We start from the raw sequence: 17116 nt of genomic DNA on the forward strand, positions 1-17116 counted from the left end.
GTCGGTCAACCGGTCACCTTGCGCGTCGCGAAGGAAAGCAAATTGCCATAGGTTTCAAAGATTTCGCCGTCGATTTCGTCATCGTCGATGAGGATGTCGAGCCGATCCTCCATCTCGGTCAGGACCGTCGCGACGGCCATCGAATCGAACTCGGGCAGCGCGCCGAACAGTCCGCTGTCGTCGGTGAGCGCCGCGGCGCGGTCGGCGCCGAGGCCGAGTACGTCGGCGAGCAGGGCGCGGAGGGCGGCGTCGACGCCGGATGTTTCGGGGGCGGAATCGGTCACGTGTCTTTCCTCAGCAACGAACGGCCAAAGGCCTTCAACGCCGGTCCCCATGCCGCGAGCCGCGAAGGATTGAAAGCCTCGATGCGCCAGAGCGGATCGTGCCGGTTCATCCAGTCGCGCTTATAAGCGTCGTTGCCGGTACCGAAATCGACGCGCTTCACCCCGTCGATTTCGATCACATGGCGGAACAAGGCCGCCGACAACAGGGTACCGGGCGATGCTTTCAAACTGTCCTCGACATGCGCAAGCTTGTGAATGAAGGCCGTGCCGTCCTCGACGGTCCAGAACTGCGCCGCGACTGGCGCGCCGTCGATACGCGCGAGACCCATGCGAAAGGTGCCGCGCGCGCTTTCCATCGCGGCAAAGGCGCGGAGCAGCGCGGGGTCGCCTTCTTCGGGTTTCCAGCTTGCCGCATAGATGGCTTCATAGGCGTCCCAGGCGGCGGGGTCGACGGCCGTGTAAAGCTCGATGGCGACGATGCCCTTTTTCGCCTTGCGCTGGACCGTGCTGCGCAGTGCGCCGGGGCGTGCGGCCCACCAGGCGTCATGGTCCATGTCGCCGAGGTCGAGCCAGTGGCGGTGGCCCGCCGCCGTCGCTTTTACCCACCAGCCAGCGCCGCGCAAGGCGGACAGGATGCCCGCCCGGTCGTCGTCGCGGACGGGATAGAGGTCGAGCTGCGCCGCCTGACCGCGAAGCTTGGCAAACAGGTCGATCAGCGCGCTGCCCCGCCCATTGCTTCCCGAAATGCGGGGGCGGATCGAAAAGCTGTACCAGTTGGTGAGGCCCGCGAGACGGCCCGGCGCCTCGATGCGCAGCGGCAGCCAGGCGGCCGTCCCGTTCGCCGATCCGCGCGCGTCGACGCGGCCCCCGGCGGCGAAGCCGTGCCGTTCGAGCAGGTCGAACCATTCGGCGCGGTCAAAGGGCGACGCAAAGGCTGCGGAGCGCCCCGCATCGTCATTAGCCGGATGTTCACCGTTCCCTTGCATGGTGCGGCCCTCTATCATCTTCATCCTAACAGCCGATGACCAAGCCCGAAAACCCTGCGTCGCACCCGATCGACCATCTCGCCCGCCGCGGTGCGCCGGACGCGGCTGCGCTGTTGATCGGCGAGCGGGTGATGAATTTTGCCGAACTCGATGCGGGCGTGGGACGGTTGGCGGCGTGGCTGCGCGCGCAGGTGGGCAAGCCGGGAGAGCGGGTCGCAAGCTGGAGCGCAAAGACGCGGCTGGCGTGCCTGATGCCGCTGGCGGCGGCGCGCGCGGGCCTTGTCCATGTGCCGATCAACCCGCTGCTGAAAGGTCCGCAGGCGCAGCATATCCTGGCCGACAGCGGCGCGAAGCTGCTCGTCACCAATGCCGCACGCGCCGACGCGCTGGGCGACGGGCCGCCCGCCGGTTGCGTGCTATACGATCTGAAAACTACCGAAGAAGTCATTGATTCACAAGGCGAGGCTCTGGCGTCATCACTCGCCGATCCCGACGATCTGGCTGCAATTCTTTATACCAGCGGATCGACGGGGCGGCCCAAGGGCGTGATGCTGAGCCATGCGAATCTGTGGCTCGGCGCCGAAAGCGTTGCGACTTATCTGAAAGTGACGCCGGGCGACCGCGTGCTCGGTGTCTTGCCGCTGAGCTTTGACTATGGGCAGAACCAGCTCCTGTCGAGCTGGTATGCGGGCGCGGCGGTCGCGCCGCTCGACTATCTGACCGCGCGCGACGTGGTCAAGGCGGTGGCGCGGCACCGCATCACGACGCTGGCCGGAGTGCCGCCGCTTTGGGTCCAACTTGTCGAGGCCGACTGGCCCGCCGATGCGGCCGCCTCGCTCAAACGCCTGACCAACAGCGGCGGCGCGCTCACCCGCTCGCTGATCGACGCGATGCGCCGGAGCTTTGCGGGCGCCGACATCTATCCGATGTACGGGCTGACCGAGGCGTTCCGGTCGACCTTTCTCGAACCAGCGCTCGTCGCCGACCATCCGACGTCGATGGGGCGCGCGATCCCGCACGCCGAAATCCTTGTCTGCCGCCCCGATGGCAGCGTCACCGCCGACGAGGAACCGGGCGAGCTGGTGCATTGCGGCCCCTTGGTCGCCAAGGGTTATTGGCGCGATGCGGAACGCACCGCCGAGCGGTTTCGACCCGCGCCCGCGGCGTCATATTATGGCGGCACCGCGGTCTGGTCGGGCGATACCGTGCGGCGGGGCTCAGGCGGGCTTCTCTATTTCGTCGGGCGCGACGATGCGATGATCAAGACCGCAGGCAACCGCGTCAGCCCAACCGAGGTCGAGGAGGCGGCGGTCGCATCGGGGCTGGTTTACGAAGCGGTGGCGTTCGGTGTTCCCGATGCGCGGCTGGGCGCGGCGATCGTGCTGATTGTGCGCGGCAAGGACGGACGCGCCGATGCCGATGGGCTTGCCGTCCATCTCCGTCAGACGCTGCCGAATTTCATGCAACCGCAGGCGATCGAATGGCGCGATACGCTGCCGCGCAATCCCAATGGCAAGCTCGACCGGGTGGCGATCGCCGCCGGCTGGGCGAAGGCGGTGGCGGCATGAAGCCGCACGGGCCGATCCCGCGGGGTTTCGTGGCCGATCCCGACGGGATGCTGCTGATCGGCGGCGATCGCGCCGAATCGCTGGCCGATGTTGCAGGCGATACGCCGCTGTTCGTCTATGACAGCGCGATGCTGAGCGCGCGCGTCGCCGAATGGCGCGCGGCGATGCCCGCCACGGTCCAGCTTCATTTTGCGATGAAGGCCAATCCCTATCCCCCGCTGCTCGTCCATATGGCCGGGTTGGTCGACGGGTTCGACGTGGCATCGGGCGGCGAGCTCAAGGCTGCGCTGGCGAGCGGGATGGCGGCCGGGCACATCAGCTTTGCCGGGCCGGGCAAGCGCGACCGCGAGTTGGAAGCGGCAATCGTTGCAGGCGCGACGCTCAACCTGGAATCGGCGGGCGAAGCCGACCGCGCGCTCGCCATCGCGTCGCGGCTCGGAACGGCGCCGCGGCTCGCGGTCCGCGTCAACCCCGACTTCGACCTTAAAGGATCGGGGATGAAGATGGGCGGCGGCGCCAAGCCCTTTGGGGTCGATGCCGCAGCGGTTCCGGCGCTGGTCCGCCGCCTGATCGACGCGGGCGCCGACTGGCAGGGCTTTCATATTTTTGCGGGATCGCAGGCGCTTGATGCCGCCGCCATCGCCGAAACGCAGGCGCAGACGGTGGCGCTCGCGGCGCAGCTTGCCGACGCGGCAGGCGCGGCGCCGCCGCTCGTCAATCTGGGCGGCGGGATGGGGGTGCCCTATTTCCCCGGCGATGCCGCGGTCGATGCGGCGGCGGTCGGGGAGGCGCTGGGCGCGACGCTGGCCGCGCGCGGCGCGGCGCTGGCGGGCAGTCGTTTTGCGATGGAGCTCGGCCGCTGGCTGGTGGCCGAAGCGGGCGTGTACCTGACCCGCATCGTCGACCGGAAGATCAGCCATGGCGAAACCTTTCTCGTCACCGACGGCGGCCTGCATCACCAATTGGCGGCAAGCGGCAATTTCGGCACGGTCATCCGCCGCAATTACCCGATCGCGGTGGCCAAGGCGTTCGGACGCGAGGCGGTCGAAACGGTTTCGGTCGTCGGCTGCCTCTGCACCCCGCTCGACAGGCTGGGCGATCAGGTCGCGCTGCCGCGCGCCGGGGTCGGCGATCTGATCGCGATCTTCCAGGCCGGAGCCTATGGCGCCAGCGCGAGCCCCGCCGCCTTTCTGGGGCAGGGACCGGCGCGCGAGATGCTCGTTTAGCGATCGGCGTGGGGCGCGAAAACTGTCCCCTATGGGGACATATTCCCAAAGGCGCGGGCCAAACTTATACCAAGACTAACATTATGTTCACCCTTTTCCTGCAATGGCGAAGGCTGACGCAATGGCTGTCGCCGCGAAGGTCCGGACCGCGGCTCCCCCGGCGGCTTGAAAGGTTGATGGATTATGGCTTGGTTCCCCCCGCACCACATCACGCGCGCCGCGCTGCTATCGGGCATTGCCGCGACGGCGTTGACCGCGTGCATGGGCGCGGGTCATGCGCCGCAACTTCCCAGCGCGAATTTCGTCGCGAACCAGGAGGGGCCGGGCGAGGAATATATCATCGGCCCGCTCGACGAACTGCAGATATTCGTGTGGCGCAACCCCGAACTCGGCGGCAAGGTGCAGGTACGCCCCGACGGGCGGATCACGACCCCGCTGATCACCGATATGCCCGCGGTCGGCAAGACGCCGACGATGCTGCAACAGGACATCAAGCTGCAGCTCAGCCAATATATCACCGATCCGATCGTCAGCGTGATCGTGACGACGTTCAACAGCACATTTTCGCAGCAGGTGCGCGTCGTCGGCGCGACCGAAAAGCCCGCGTCGATTCCGTTCCGCGCCAACATGACCGTGCTCGATGCGATGATTGCAGTCGGCGGCCTGGGCGAATATGCGGCGGGCAACAAGGCGCGACTCGTCCGTTTCGACAAGGGCAGCGGCAAGCAGCAGGAATTTGCGCTGCGATTGAACGACCTCATCAAGCGCGGCGACATCAAGGCGAATGTCCGGTTGCAGCCGGGCGACGTCATCATCATCCCGGAAAGCATGTTCTGACCCCGGACAGCGGCGCCACCAATTTTCACGATCAAGGAACGATCTTTCGCGATGAACAGCCTTTACGACGAATTGCGGGTTGCACTGCACAGCGTCTGGATTCGCCGCTGGCTGGTCCTTGCGGTCGCGTGGGGCATCTGCATCCTCGGCTGGCTGGCGATCGCGTCGATCCCCAACCGTTATGACAGCCGCGCGCGGCTGCTGGTCGACGTCAACGAAATCCTTCCGGGCGAAGCGCAACTCGGGGGCGGCCGCGCCCAGATCGACCAGATCCGCGAAACGCTGACCAGCGCGCGCAACATGGAAAAGGTGGCGGCGACCACGGGACTGCTGCCTGCCGGTGCGAACGAACGCGACAAGGCGAATGTCGTCGCGATGCTGCAAAAGAATATCAAGGTCGTGCCGCAGCAGGACAATATCTTTGAAATCACGTCGAGCGTTGCGGTCGGCAGCCTCTCCGACGCCGACAATGCCAAGCTGGCGTCGGGCGTCCTCGACAGCCTGATCACCGTGTTTCGGGACGACCAGCTGCGCGGGGGACGGATGAATGCGCGCGAAGGATTGAAATTCCTCGACGCGCAGATCGCCGATCGCGAAAAGGCGCTGCGCGAGGTCGAGGCTCGCCGCGCGGCGTTCGAGGCGCAGAATATCGGGCTGGTGGCCGGTGGAGCCGGATCGCCCGCGCAGCGCGTCGACGCGGCGCGCGCCGAGCTCAACCAGATCGATTCGCAACTGGTTGCCGCACAGGCACAGCTGGCGGCGGCGAACGGCCAGCTCGCATCGACCCCGCCGACCATTCCCGGCGTCGTCGGTGTCGGCGGCGGGGTCGCGCGGCAGCAACTTGCCGGTGCGCAGAACGAGCTGTCGGCCATGCGGTCGCGCGGGCTGACCGATGCGCATCCCGACGTTATCGCGCTCAAGAGCCAGATTGCGTCGCTGAAAGCGCAGGCCGACCGCGAAGGATCGGGCGGCGGTGGCGGGATGCAGAATCCGGCCTATGCCTCGCTCGCCGCGATGCGCGCCGAACGGCAGGCGACGGTGAGCGCGCTGACCGCCCGCAAGAGCCAGTTGACGAGCGACATCGCGCGGATCACCGCGCAGCAGATCCAGAACCCCGGCATCGCCGCCGAATATGACCGGATCAACGGCGAATATGCGGCGTTCAAGGCGCAGTACGACAAGCTGCTGGCGCAGCGCGAACAGGTGCGGCTGCGCGGCGAGGTGCAGACCGAAACCGACGCGATCCGCATCGAGTTGCTCGACCCGCCGTCGAAGCCGACCAGCCCCGCGGCGCCCAACCGGCCGCTGTTCCTGACGCTTGTGCTGCTTGCCGGGCTTGGCGGGGGCGTGGGCGCGGCCTTTGGCCTTTCGCAAGTGCGCACCAGCTATGCGACCGCGGCGCGGCTGGAGCGCGCGAGCGGATTGCCGGTGATCGGATCGATCACCGAAGTCGTGACGGCCGAACGCCAGCTCGATCGCCGCAAGAAGCTCGTGTGGCTCGCGGGGGGAGGAGGCGCGCTCGTCGGACTCTATGCCTTGTTGCTCGTCGTCGAGTTTATTCAGCGCGGCATGGTTGCGTGACCGGGGGCGATGACATGAACGACCAACGCAAAGTCAAACGCCCACCCTCGCTGCTCGAACGCGCGGCGGACATGTTCGGGCTCGATCCGGCGGGCAAGGCACCGACGATCGACGTATCGAGCCTGCCGCCCGAGCCGGAGAAAAAGGCAAAGAAGGCCAAGGCCGAGCCTGTCGCCGCGGCGCCGGCCGCCGACCACGCCGAACCGATTGTCGAAACCGCTCCGTCGCCGCGCCCTTCGCCGCGCAAGGAGATGGCAAAGGCTGCGCCCGCGATCGTGCCGACACGGCAGGGGACGATCGACCGCGACCGGCTCGCCGCGCAGGGAATGATCGTGCCCGGAACGCCGGTCACGGGCATTTCGGAGGAATATCGCATCGTCAAGCGCGAGCTTATTCGCGGCATCGGCGGTGCGGGCAACCGCCCGGTCCTGCCGCGCGGACATCGCGTGCTGATCGCGTCGGCGAACCCCGGCGAAGGCAAGACCTTCTCGGCGGTCAATCTGGCGCTCAGCCTGGCGGTCGAGGCCGACCATGACGTGCTGCTGATCGACGCCGACATCGCGAAGCCGAGCGTGCTCGACACGCTGGGGCTGGAGAATGGGCCGGGATTGATGGACGCGCTCGCCGACCCGCATCTGGCGGTCGGCGACTGCCTGATCCAGACCGACATTCCCGGATTGAAAGTGATGCCCGCGGGCGCGCACCATATGCACGACACCGAATTGCTTGCGTCGGCACGGACCGAGGCGCTGCTGACGCAGCTCGAGGCGGGGGCGCCTGGGCGCATCCTGATCCTCGATTCGCCGCCGGTCCTCGCGGCATCGCCCGCGGCGGTGCTGGCGGGGCATGTCGGCCAGACGATCATGGTCGTTCGCGCCGACCGGACGCTCGAAAGCTCGCTGCGCGACGCGATCGGCCTGATGGGTGGGTGCCCGCAGATCCAGCTGCTGTTGAACGGCGTCAAATTTTCGCCGGGCGGGCGCCGTTTCGGCACCTATTATGGTCAGGGGGCGGCGTGATGCGCACCACTTCCGATTACCGACATCGTCATCCCGGCGAAGACCGGGATCTCTCCGCCTCGTCATACCACACCGGCGGGATCCCGGCCTTCGCGGGGATGGCGAAGAGGGCTCGGCAGTCCTATCGTGTTCCGACTGCGATTGCGGCGCTTTTGCTCGCGGGAACCGCGACCGGCGCGCACGCGCAATTTTCGGGCGATCCCGGTGCGAGCGATGCGCCGGCGAGCGCGAGCCAGCCCGAACCGGTCCGGTCGGCCGCGCGCGGCGAGGGCCAGCGCAGCCAGCGGCAGGTCGATGTCAGCCCCTATCTCGAGGTCGGGCAGGTGCTCAGCGCCGACCTCAAGAACGGCGGCGATGTACTCACCTATACGACCGTGGCGGCGGGCATCGACGCCGCCATCGTCACGCGCCGCGCCGAAGTCGCCGCGACGCTGCGGTACGAACATCGCTTTGGCTGGAACGGCGATCTTGGCGATGCGGGCACGATCAGCGGTCTCGCGCGCGGACGGATCGAAGCGGCGCGCGGACTGAACCTCGAGGCCGGGGCGCTTGCGACCCGCACGCGCACCGACGGGCAGGGCGCCGACAACGGACTGTTCATCGGCGATGCGAGCAATGTCGCGGACCTCTATTCCGTCTATGCCGGGCCGACCTTTACGCGGCGGATCGGCGGGCTCGATGTCGGTGCGGGCTATCGCTTCGGCTATACCAAGGTCGATGTCGACACCCCCGCGATTTTGGCGCCGGGCAGCCAGCCGCAGGATATTTTCGACAGTTCGACCAACCATGTCGCCTGGGCCAGCGTCGGCGCGCGGCCCGGCGATCTGCCCTTCGGCTGGCAGGTGTCGGGCGGATATGAGCGCGAGGATGCAAGCCAGCTCGACCAGAGGTTCGAGGGCAAATATGCGCGCGCCGACGTCACCGTGCCGATCAGCCCGACCGTCGCACTGCTCGGCGGCGTCGGATATGAGGATATCGAGATCGGGCAGCGCGATCCGGTGCTCGACGCGAATGGCGTACCGGTGCGCGACGCCAATGGCCGCTTCGTCACCGACACATCGACCCCGCGCCGCCTGTCGTTCGACACCGACGGGCTGATCTGGGACGCCGGGGTGATGTGGCGGCCGAGCCGCCGCACCTCGCTGACCGCGCGCGTCGGGCGTCGTTATGGCGATACCATCTATACCGGCAGCTTTGCCTATCGCGCCGATCATGCGACGACGGTGCAGATCGGCGTCTATGACGGGCTGTCGAGCCTTGGCCGCGGATTGTCGGGGGGGCTCGCCGCGCTTCCGACGCAGTTCGACCCGACGCGCAATCCGATCGATGGCAACGTCAATCCGTGCGTGTTCGGCCAGCAGGGCGGCGGGTGTCTCAGCAACCAGCTCGGCAACGCAACATCGGCGCAATATCGCAGCCGCGGCGTTCAGGCGACGATGTCGTCGCGCTACGACCGCTGGACCTATGGTGTCGGCATCGGCTATGACCAGCGGAGGCTGCTCGCGCCGCAGCTGTCGCCGATCGCGGACCTCGACGGGATCAAGGACGAAAACTGGTATCTGTTCGTTTCGGCGGGGCGTCAGCTCGATGCCGACTCCGACCTCAGCCTGTCGGGCTATGTCAATTATTTCGACAATGGCGCGCCGGGGGCGAGCGACGTGCAGTCGGCCGGACTGTCTGCCGCCTATTCACGGCGTTTCTGGCGCGGGTTGACGGGGACCGCGGCGGCGAGCCTCAACGCCTTCGACCAGGACGGTTTCAACAGCCAACTCATCGGTTCAGCTTTGGTGGGACTGCGTTACAACTTCTGACCAGGCAACGGGAATTCTAGCGATGTACGATCAGTTCTATGGTTTCACCGGACGTCCGTTCCAGCTGACGCCCGACCCGCATTTCTATTTCGAAAGCGGGACGCACCGTAAAGCCATGTCCTATCTGGGCTACGGCCTGGCGCAAGGCGAAGGCTTCATCGTCATTACCGGCGATGTCGGCGCGGGCAAGACGACGCTCGTTGGGCATTTGATGAACACGATCGACGCCAATCGGCTGACCGCAGTAAAGCTGGTGTCGACGCAGGTGGAGGGCGACGACCTGCTTCGTCTGGTCGCCGAGCAATTCGGCATCGAATGGGAAGGCGAAAGCAAGGCCGAACTGCTCCGGTCGATGGAGCAATATCTGCGCGAACAGGCGCGCGCGGGCAAACGCACCCTGCTGATCGTCGACGAGGGGCAGAATCTGGCGATCTCTGCGCTCGAAGAACTGCGGATGCTGTCGAACTTTCAGCTTGGCGGCCATTCGCTCCTTCAGATTTTCCTGCTTGGCCAGCCAGAATTTCGGCAGACGCTGTTCCACACGCCGACGCTGGAACAATTGCGCCAGCGCGTGATCGCGACGCACCACCTCGATCCGATGGAGCCTGAGGAGGTCGAACCTTATATCCTCCACCGGCTCGGCAAGGTCGGCTGGACGGGCAACCCCAGCTTCAGCCCCGACGCGTTCGAGGAAATCTTTGACTATAGCGAGGGCGTGCCGCGCAAACTGAACGTGCTGGTCAGCCGCCTGCTCCTGTATGGCGCGGTCGAGCAGATGAACCGCATCACCGCGCAGAATGTGCGTTCGGTGATCGCCGAGATCGAAGCCGATCGCGGTATCGACGCCGCGACGCTGGCGCCGCTGCCCGTCGAGGAGGTCGTCGCGGCGGCCGCCACCGCTGCGGCCCCGACACCGGCACCTTTTGCCGCGCCCGCCGCGGCGAACGCGGCTGCGCCCGAATGGCCGCGCCGCGTCGCCGAACCGGGCGACGAAGCCGCGCGCGTCGTGTCGCTGGCGCCGCAGGCGGCAAGCGGGACCGACAAGGCGGAGGCTGCGCCCGCGGTCGATTCGGCGCAGCTTGCCGCGCTCGAAAAGCAGATCGCGGCGCTCGAAGCGCGCCTCGGCGAACAGGATGAAGCGCTGCGCCGCGTGCTCGACCTGCTCATCGAATGGGTTGAGCGCGATCCCGAAAACGCGCCCAACCCGGCCAAGTCGCAAACCTGGGCCGCCTGACAGCCTGGCCAAAACCGGCTATCGGGTCCGCGAAGGTGAGGAACGATGCAGAACGGCCTGTCGGTCGACGTCGAGGACTGGTTCCAGGTCGGCGCCTTTGAGCGCACGATTTCGCGCGCCGACTGGGGCGCGCTCGAATGCCGGGTCGAGGCGAATTGCGACGCCGTGCTGCAGATTTTCGAAGCGGCGGGCGCAAAGGGCACCTTCTTCACCTTAGGCTGGATTGCCGAACGCTATCCGGCGCTGATCCGCCGCATTGTCGCGGCGGGGCACGAGCTTGCGAGCCATGGCTATGATCACCAGCGCGTGTTCAACATGACTGCGGCCGATTTTGCGACCGACCTTCATAAGACACGCGCGATCCTCGAAGATCTGGGCGGCGTCCCGATCCGCGGCTATCGCGCGCCGAGTTTCTCGGTCGATGCGCGCACGCCCTGGGCGCATACGGTGCTCGCCGAACAGGGCTATGCCTATTCGTCGAGCGTCGCGCCGGTGGTCCACGACCATTATGGCTGGCCGCAAAGCCCGCGCCATGCGTGGCAACCGCTGCCCGACAGCGACCTTGTCGAATGGCCGGTGACGACGGCGCGCGTCGCCGGGCGCACCCTGGCCGCGGGCGGCGGCGGGTTTATGCGGATGCTGCCCTATGGCTTCACGCGCTGGGCAATCGCGCGCATGAATGCAGAAGGGCACCCGGCGATCCTTTATTTCCACCCGTGGGAAATCGACCCCGGCCAGCCGCGCGTCGCCGATGCACCGATCCGGTCGAAAATTCGCCATTACAGCGGCTTGTCGGCCATGGCCGGAAAGCTCGAAAAACTGCTGGGCGATTTCGAATGGACGCGCGCCGATGCGTTGCTGCCCGCGCAGCGGCAGCGCGCGCAGCCGTGGCAAGCCGCGGCGTGACGGCACGGGTCGACACGATGACCAAAGGCTTTGCGGGCGCTCCGCTGTCGGACGCGGGCGAATGGGACGCCTATGTCGCCGCGCACCCTGATGCCACGCCGTTCCACAGCCGCGCGTGGTGCGAAGCGATCACGCGGGCGACGGGGCACCGCTGTCACCTGATCACCGCGCGCGATGCCAGGGGCGCACTCGCCGGCCTGTTGCCGCTGCACCATATCCGCTCGCCGCTGTTCGGGCAGGCGCTGGTCGGCAGCGGCTTTGCCGTGGGCGGCGGCCTGTTGGCCGACGATCCCGCGGTCGCCGCGACGCTGGCGGCCGGCGCGTCGGACATGGCGCGCGCGATCGCGGTGCCATCGGTCGAACTGCGCGGCGCGCCGCTTCCCGAGGGCGAGGGCTGGGGTCGCGAGGAAGACGTCTATGCCGGGTTCGTGCGCGATCTGGCGGGCGACGACGAGGCCGAACTGCTCGCCATCCCGCGCAAGCAGCGCGCCGAGGTGCGCAAGGCGCTGGCGAGCGACCTGACGGTGACGACGGGGCGCGATGCCGCCGAACGGCGCGACCATTATCTTGTCTATGCGACGAGCGTGCGCAATCTGGGCACGCCCGTCTTTCCGCGGGCATTGTTCGATGCCGTCCTCGATGCCTTTGGCGACGAAGCCGACATATTGACCGTGCGTGCGGACGGGCGGGCGGTGGCGAGCGTGCTCAGCCTTTATTGGCGCGGCACGGTGATGCCCTATTGGGGCGGCGGGCTCGCCGAGGCGCGGGGACTGCGCGCGAACGAGCTCATGTATTACGCGCTGATGCGCCACGCGCGGGCGCGCGGCTGTACGCGCTTCGACTTCGGGCGGTCAAAGGTCGGCACGGGGCCCTTCGCCTATAAGAAGAACTGGGGGTTCGCGCCGCAGCCGCTCGTCTACGCCCGCTGGCTGGCACCGGGGCAGCGCGCGCGCGACACCAACCCGAACAGCGCGAAATACCGGATGCAGGTCGATTTGTGGAAGCGGCTGCCGCTGTGGGCGGCGAACCGCATCGGGCCGCTGATCGCGCGCGGACTGGGGTGATGCCCGAAATCCTGTTCATCGTTCACCGCGCGCCGTGGCCGCCCGACCGCGGCGACCGTATCCGCAGCTGGCATATGTTCGAGGCGCTGGCGAAGCTGGCTCCGGTGCATGTCGCGGCGCTGGCCGACAATGACGCCGACGCCGACGCGGCGCGCGTCAAAATGGCCCCGCTTTGCAAAAGCCTGGCGATCGAAGCTCGCAATGTTTCGCGGCCGCTGGCGTTGTTGCAGGCGGTGCTGCACGGCGCGCCCGTGTCGAACCGGCTGTTTCGCAGCGGCGCGCTGGCGCGGCATGTCGACACGTTGATCGCGCAGGGCGCGATCAGCCACATCGTCGCCTTTTCGGGGCAGATGGCGCAATATCTGCCCGCGCGTTTCGACGGGCCGGTGCTCATGGATTTCGTCGATGTCGATTCGGCGAAGTTTGCGACCTATGCCGAACAGGATCGGCGTCAGCCGCTGAACTGGGTTTACGCGCGCGAGGCGCGGGTGCTCGGCGCCTATGAGGCCCACATGGCGCGCCGCGTCGATGCCAGCCTGTTCGTCAGCGAGGCCGAAGCGGCGCTGTTCCGTACGCAGACCGGCCTCGGCGCCGAGAAAGTGCGGGCGGTGGAAAATGGTATCGACACCGCGCGTTTCGATCCGGCGTTGCCGTTCGACCCGGTCGGACAGGGTGACGGACCGCTCGCGGTGTTCACGGGTCAGATGGATTATCGTCCCAATATCGACGCAGTGCGCTGGTTCGCCGCCGACATCCTGCCGCTGATCCGGCGGCGGCACAGCGCGGTGCGCTTCGCGATCGTCGGCCGCGCGCCGACCGATGACGTGAAGGCACTCGCAAAGTTGTCGGGGGTGACGGTGACGGGCGAAGTGCCCGATGTGCGGCCGTGGCTTGCCGCCGCCGACGCCGTGGTGGCGCCGCTGCTGCTCGCGCGCGGGGTGCAGAACAAGCTGCTCGAAGCGATGGCGATGGCGAGGCCGGTGGTGGCGAGCGCCGCGGCGGCGACGGGGATCGACGCCGTGGCGGGCGAGCATCTGCTCGTCGCCGACGGGGCCGAGGCGATGGCCGACGCCGTTGCTTCGCTGTTGGGCGACCGCGCGGCCGCCGCCGCCATGGGGCAGGCGGCGCGCGCGCGGATGATCGCGCGTTACGGCTGGGAGGCGCGCATGGAACCGCTCGGCGAGCTGCTGGGGCTCCCTGCATGACGGTGTGGCAGCGCCATCTGGCCGCGCTGACGTTGCTGACGGCAACCATTTTTGCGCTTTTCTGGCGCGATGCCGCCGACATGGCCGGGATCTGGTGGAACAGTTCGACCTTTACCCACTGTCTGTTGATGGTGCCGATGATCGGCTGGCTGGTGGCGCAGCGGACCGACCTGCTCCGGCCGCTGGTGCCCGCCTTCTGGTCGCCGGCGCTGTTGTGGATGGCGGGGGCAGGCGTCGTCTGGATCGTCGGCGAGGCCGCGGGGGTCGCGTTGTTCCGCCAGCTTGGGCTGGTGCTGATGCTGCAAGGCGCGGTGGGCGCCGCGCTCGGCGAAAAGCTGGTGCGCGGGCTGTTCTTTCCGCTCGCCTATGCCCTGCTGCTCGTGCCGTTTGGCGAGGAGCTGGTGCCGCTGCTCCAGACCTTTACCGCGCATATCAGCGTCGCGCTGCTGCGCCTGTCGGGGCTCGCCGCCGAGATGCAGGGCGTATTCATCACGACGCGCGCCGGATTTTTCGAGGTCGCCGAGGAATGTTCGGGGGTCAATTTCCTGATCGCGATGCTCGCTTATGCGGTATTTGCGGCGCATCTCTGCTTCAAAAGCTGGACGCGGCGCATCCTTTTCGTCGCGGCGGCGCTCGCGACAACGATCTTCGCCAATGCGCTGCGTGCCTATGGTACGATGCTCGCCGCCGACATCTGGGGGATCGAGGCAGCGGGCGGCATCGATCATATTGTCTATGGCTGGATCTTTTTCGGGCTGGTCATCCTGACCGTGATGCTCGTCGCGCGGCGCTGGTTCGACCGGCCCGCGAACGACGCGGCGGTCGATGTGTCGGGACTGGGCGGTCCGCCGCGCTTTGGCGGACGCGCGGGCGCCGTGATGCCGCTTGCGCTGGCGCTGCCGCTGCTTTTTGCTGCATGGGGCCTGCTCGTCGCCGGGCGCAGCGCGCCCTTGCCGTCCACCATGGCCATCGAAGCGCCGCCGGGCTGGCGCCATGTCGCCGGCGCGGGCACCGGATGGTCGCCGCGCTTCGACGGCGCCGACCAGGTGGCGATCCGGCATTTCGCGCGCGACACCGGACAGGTGGTGACGGTCGCGATCGGCGGTTATGAACGCCAGGCCGAAGGGCGCGAAATTGTCGCCTTCGGGCAGGGCGCGGTCGATCCCGACAGCAAATGGGCGTGGAGCGCGGCGCTGCCCGCCGTCGATGGCGCCAAGACCGAACGGTTGCTGCACCCCGGCCCGGTGCTGCGCGACGCCGCGACCTGGTATGTCGTCGACGGCGCGGTGACGGGAAGCGCGCGCGCGGCGAAATTCGCGGAGTTGAAGGCGCGGCTTTTGGGCGGCGATCCCCGCGCGCTGACGCTGATCGTGTCGAGCGAGGTGCGACAGGGTGGGCGCGATGCGATCAAGGATTTCATTTCCGCGTCGGGCGGAGCCAGCGCGATGGCTGACCGCGCGCTGAAACTGCGATAGAGCGTCCGATATGTGCGGCATTGCGGGCATTTATCATCTCGACACCGCGAAGCCGGTCGATCCGGCGCGCCTGCGCGCGATGCTCCACACGATGAGCCACCGCGGCCCCGATGGGTCCGGCGAATGGACCGCGCCCGGCGTGGGCCTGGCCCATCTGCGCCTGTCGATCATCGACATCGCCGGCAGCCCGCAGCCGATGGCCAGCGACGACGAGGTGGTCACGCTAACCTATAATGGCGAAATCTATAATTTCCGCGAGCTGCGTGCCGAGCTGGAGGATCGCGGGCATCGTTTCCGCACCAGCGGCGATACCGAAGTCATCATCGCGGCGTGGCGGCAATGGGGACCGGACTGCCTCTCCAGGCTGAACGGCATGTTCGCCTTTGCGATCCACGACCATCGGCGCGGCTGCCTGTTCCTCGCGCGCGACCGGCTGGGGGTGAAGCCGCTGCACTTTGCGCGCCTGTCCGACGGATCGGTGGCGTTTGCGTCGGAACTGAAAGGCCTGCTTCGCAACCCGCTGCTGCGGCAGGATGCCAATCTTGCCGCGGTCGAGGATTTCATGGCCTTTGGCTATGTCCCCGACGATAATTGCATCGTCGCGGGGGTTCGGAAGCTGGCCGCGGGCCATTATCTGCTGCTCGAACGTGGCAAGCAGGTGCCCGCCCCGACACGCTGGTGGGCGCCCGACTTTTCGCGGCGGATCAAGGCGAGCGAGGGGGAGGCGGCCGAACATCTGGTCCACCTGATGCGCGCCGCAGTCACCGACCGAATGGTCGCCGATGTGCCATTGGGCGCCTTTCTGTCGGGCGGGGTAGATTCGAGCGCGGTTGTCGCGCTGATGGCCGAAGCGAGCACGAAGGCGGTCAAGACCTGCACGATCGGCTTCGACCAGGCGGCGCTCGACGAAACCGCCCATGCCCAGGCGATCGCCGAGCGGTTTGCCACCGATCACCGGACGCGCACCGTTTCGTCGGGCGACTTTGCGCTGGTCGATCGAATCGCCGACATGTTCGACGAGCCCTTTGCCGACGCGAGCGCGCTGCCGACCTATCGCGTGTGCGAGCTGGCGCGCGAAGAGGTGACGGTGGCGCTGTCGGGCGACGGCGCCGACGAGGCATTTGCGGGATATAGGCGGCTGGTCTTTCAGCATCAGGAGGAACGGCTGCGCGGGCTGATCCCCGCTTTCCTGCGCCGCGGACTGCTGGGTCCGCTGGCAAGGGTCTGGCCGCAGATGGATTGGGCGCCGCGCCCCCTGCGCGCGCGCGCGACGCTGGCCAGCCTGTCGAAAAGCGGCGCGGAAGGTTATGCCGAGGCGGTCGGCGTCACGGGGGCGGCGCAGCGGGCGCGGCTGTTCAACGACGCCGCGCGCCACGCGCTTGGCGATCATCTGGCCGAGGCGCGTTACTGGAAAGCGATGGCCGAGGCGCCTGCGCGCGAAGCGCTCGACCGTGCGCAATATGCCGACCTGATGATCTGGCTGCCCGGCGACATATTGACCAAGACCGACCGGATGAGCATGGCGGTGAGCCTTGAGGCGCGCGAGCCGCTCCTCGACTATCGCCTCGTCGAATTTGCCGCCAGCCTGCCCGCGTCGATGCGCGTCAAGGGGGGCACGGGCAAGGCGATATTGAAACAGGCGATGGCACGCTATCTGCCCCACGACATCCTCTATCGCCCGAAGATGGGGTTTGTGACGCCGGTATCGCACTGGTTCCGCGGCGCGCTCGCTCCGCAGGCAAAGGCCTTGGCGACGTCATCGACGCTTGCGCGAAGCGGCTGGTTTGACATGGCGGAAATCGAACGGATCGTCGCCGCGCACCAGTCGGGACGGCGCGATCACGGCCGGCTGATCTGGCAGTTTTTCATGCTGGAAAAATCGCTGGCGCGATTGTTCGGGATTTGAGCTGAGCTACGAAG

The 17116-nt window shown here is 67.4% G+C and carries 14 protein-coding genes; 12 read left to right on the plus strand and 2 right to left on the minus strand.

Features of this window, described 5'->3' with window-relative positions; genetic code table 11:
• Positions 1 to 5: 5 nt before the first annotated feature.
• Both RIA72_RS15400 and RIA72_RS15405 read right to left on the minus strand, forming a co-directional pair.
• Positions 6 to 284: a phosphopantetheine-binding protein gene (locus tag RIA72_RS15400; RefSeq protein WP_350032950.1), complete on the minus strand. Its 279-nt coding sequence runs from the start codon at positions 282 to 284 to the stop codon at positions 6 to 8.
• Positions 281 to 1270 carry a GNAT family N-acetyltransferase gene (locus RIA72_RS15405; RefSeq protein ID WP_350032951.1) on the minus strand — a complete coding sequence of 330 codons (990 nt, stop codon included), beginning with the start codon at positions 1268 to 1270 and terminating at the stop codon, positions 281 to 283. The genes RIA72_RS15400 and RIA72_RS15405 overlap by 4 nt, the downstream gene beginning before the upstream one ends.
• A 35-nt stretch (positions 1271 to 1305) precedes the next feature.
• Here RIA72_RS15405 and RIA72_RS15410 point away from each other — a divergent pair, with 35 nt between their 5' ends.
• The 12 genes from RIA72_RS15410 to RIA72_RS15465 all read left to right on the plus strand — a co-directional run bounded on the left by RIA72_RS15410 (position 1306) and on the right by RIA72_RS15465 (position 17102).
• Positions 1306 to 2838, plus strand: coding sequence for an acyl-CoA ligase (AMP-forming), exosortase A system-associated (locus RIA72_RS15410; RefSeq protein ID WP_350032952.1), 1533 nt, complete (start codon positions 1306 to 1308; stop codon positions 2836 to 2838).
• On the plus strand, positions 2835 to 4064 hold the full coding sequence (locus tag RIA72_RS15415; protein WP_350032953.1) for a pyridoxal-dependent decarboxylase, exosortase A system-associated: 1230 nt from the start codon (positions 2835 to 2837) through the stop codon (positions 4062 to 4064). Before RIA72_RS15410 ends, RIA72_RS15415 begins: the two co-directional genes overlap by 4 nt.
• 183 nt (positions 4065 to 4247) lie before the next feature.
• Entirely contained in the window at positions 4248 to 4901 is a 654-nt protein-coding gene (locus RIA72_RS15420) for an XrtA/PEP-CTERM system exopolysaccharide export protein (protein ID WP_350032954.1), read from the plus strand.
• A 51-nt stretch (positions 4902 to 4952) separates the two neighbouring features.
• Positions 4953 to 6482, plus strand: coding sequence for an XrtA system polysaccharide chain length determinant (locus tag RIA72_RS15425; RefSeq protein ID WP_350032955.1), 1530 nt, complete (start codon positions 4953 to 4955; stop codon positions 6480 to 6482).
• 14 nt (positions 6483 to 6496) lie between these two features.
• Positions 6497 to 7501 carry a P-loop NTPase gene (locus RIA72_RS15430; protein WP_350032956.1) on the plus strand — a complete coding sequence of 335 codons (1005 nt, stop codon included), beginning with the start codon at positions 6497 to 6499 and terminating at the stop codon, positions 7499 to 7501.
• Positions 7501 to 9312 (plus strand): hypothetical protein, encoded by a 1812-nt coding sequence (locus RIA72_RS15435; protein ID WP_350032957.1) that lies wholly within the window; start codon positions 7501 to 7503, stop codon positions 9310 to 9312. Before RIA72_RS15430 ends, RIA72_RS15435 begins: the two co-directional genes overlap by 1 nt.
• Before the next feature lie 22 nt (positions 9313 to 9334).
• Positions 9335 to 10546: an XrtA/PEP-CTERM system-associated ATPase gene (locus RIA72_RS15440; RefSeq protein ID WP_350032958.1), complete on the plus strand. Its 1212-nt coding sequence runs from the start codon at positions 9335 to 9337 to the stop codon at positions 10544 to 10546.
• Positions 10547 to 10591: 45 nt separating this feature from the next.
• Positions 10592 to 11452: an XrtA system polysaccharide deacetylase gene (locus RIA72_RS15445; RefSeq protein WP_350032959.1), complete on the plus strand. Its 861-nt coding sequence runs from the start codon at positions 10592 to 10594 to the stop codon at positions 11450 to 11452.
• Positions 11453 to 11469: 17 nt separating this feature from the next.
• Positions 11470 to 12516 (plus strand): FemAB family XrtA/PEP-CTERM system-associated protein, encoded by a 1047-nt coding sequence (locus tag RIA72_RS15450; RefSeq protein WP_350033205.1) that lies wholly within the window; start codon positions 11470 to 11472, stop codon positions 12514 to 12516.
• Complete coding sequence (locus RIA72_RS15455) at positions 12516 to 13721, plus strand: TIGR03087 family PEP-CTERM/XrtA system glycosyltransferase (protein ID WP_350032960.1); 1206 nt, start codon at positions 12516 to 12518, stop codon at positions 13719 to 13721. Before RIA72_RS15450 ends, RIA72_RS15455 begins: the two co-directional genes overlap by 1 nt.
• On the plus strand, positions 13718 to 15196 hold the full coding sequence (xrtA, locus tag RIA72_RS15460) for an exosortase A (RefSeq protein WP_350032961.1): 1479 nt from the start codon (positions 13718 to 13720) through the stop codon (positions 15194 to 15196). Before RIA72_RS15455 ends, xrtA begins: the two co-directional genes overlap by 4 nt.
• A 10-nt stretch (positions 15197 to 15206) precedes the next feature.
• Positions 15207 to 17102: an XrtA/PEP-CTERM system amidotransferase gene (locus tag RIA72_RS15465; RefSeq protein ID WP_350032962.1), complete on the plus strand. Its 1896-nt coding sequence runs from the start codon at positions 15207 to 15209 to the stop codon at positions 17100 to 17102.
• Positions 17103 to 17116 lie beyond the last annotated feature (14 nt).

The sequence above is a fragment of the Sphingopyxis sp. genome (genome assembly GCF_040216815.1).
Taxonomy (GTDB): Bacteria; Pseudomonadota; Alphaproteobacteria; order Sphingomonadales; family Sphingomonadaceae; genus Sphingopyxis.